Origin of the sequence: Bacillus sp. JJ1503 (assembly GCF_036965125.1) — a bacterium.
GTDB lineage: Bacteria > Bacillota > Bacilli > Bacillales > Cytobacillaceae > Cytobacillus.
In genome coordinates, this window is record NZ_JBALOZ010000041.1 from 1 (window position 1) to 310 (window position 310).

At 31.6% G+C, this 310-nt stretch carries 1 protein-coding gene; it reads right to left on the reverse strand.

Annotated features, from left to right (window positions below; translation table 11 throughout):
- Positions 1–115 precede the first annotated feature (115 nt).
- Positions 116–310 (reverse strand): hypothetical protein (locus tag V7149_RS04030; RefSeq protein ID WP_335344371.1); only part of this gene is annotated, 195 nt, incomplete at its 5' end.

Here is a 310-nt window from a genome sequence, read left to right on the forward strand (position 1 = left end):
AAACTAACCTTCGCCGTTAATTCAGTAATTCAACAAAAATGAGCTTCAATCCTTTCTAGAATCCCCCCGAAGCGAATTATTTTTTAACATATTACATATTTAATAATTTTATATTCTAACGAATTCTAGCCTTACGAAACCCATCGATTATATTTATTGCCGCACCTATTATAAATATGATCATTACACCGCTAATAACCCACGTTTCAAATTGCTTGGCTGTTGAAGTAAATAATTCAGACATATACGTGATAAATTCTAGGCTTAACAAATTCGGATTGCTGAAAATAACAATGAATACTATGGTTGC